Below are 776 nucleotides of genomic sequence, written 5' to 3'. Positions count from 1 at the left end.
GGGGGCGGCGGGTTCGCCGATTATGCGATGATATCACTCCACTGCCTGCGGATTTACCTCGATACAACCTATCGGATGACGATTGACCTCTTGACCGAAATGCCACAAATAACGCGGGAGATTGGCCTTGAGCCGGCCAATCTCCCGCATCCATCCACGTTATGTCTTGCTTTCGACAACATTGAGATGGACATCTGCCGAGTGCTGCTGCGCCAGTCGGCGCAGCTGCACGACACCGGCGATCTCGCTGCACTTGACGCCACATTCTTTGAGCGGTCACCAGCAAGTCGCAAGTACTGCAATCGGACTGATTACGACGTAAAGAAGCTCAAAGCAACGAAACTCGTCGATACAGACACGACCGTTATCCTTGATCTGCACTGCACGACCACGAGAGACGGAAGTGACGCCGATATCTGCAAGCAACTCGCCCGCCGGCACGCGGGCGAGTTGCAGGCACTTGCCGCTGACAGAGGATATGACTGTACGTGGTTACGCGAGTATCTGCGCGAGATCGGTATTCGACCACTGATCAAACACTGCATCAACAAACCCTACGATCACGCACACAACGCCCGGATCGACGACGATCTCTACGGGCAACGCTCCATCTCTGAGAGTGTCTTCTCCTCGGTCAAGCGCTCGCTGGGCGTCGCCCTGCGAGCGCGTTCCTGGTATCGAGAATTCCGTGAACTTGCGCTGATGTGTGCAGTATACAACATCAGGAAGGCCGCAGAACAGGAGATTCCACTCCCTTCAGGTGATTAAACACGGCC

At 55.7% G+C, this 776-nt stretch carries 1 protein-coding gene; it reads left to right on the top strand.

The genetic code is table 11. The annotated features are described in order from the left end of the window. The coding region (locus N5098_RS15120; RefSeq protein WP_267638721.1) for an IS5 family transposase at positions 1–768 on the top strand (768 nt) is incomplete at its 5' end. Positions 769–776: the final 8 nt, after the last annotated feature.

Origin of the sequence: Halovenus rubra, from assembly GCF_026586665.1 — an archaeon.
Classification (GTDB): domain Archaea; phylum Halobacteriota; class Halobacteria; order Halobacteriales; family Haloarculaceae; genus Halovenus; species Halovenus rubra.
This window is presented reverse-complemented; position numbering and strand designations above follow the sequence as displayed.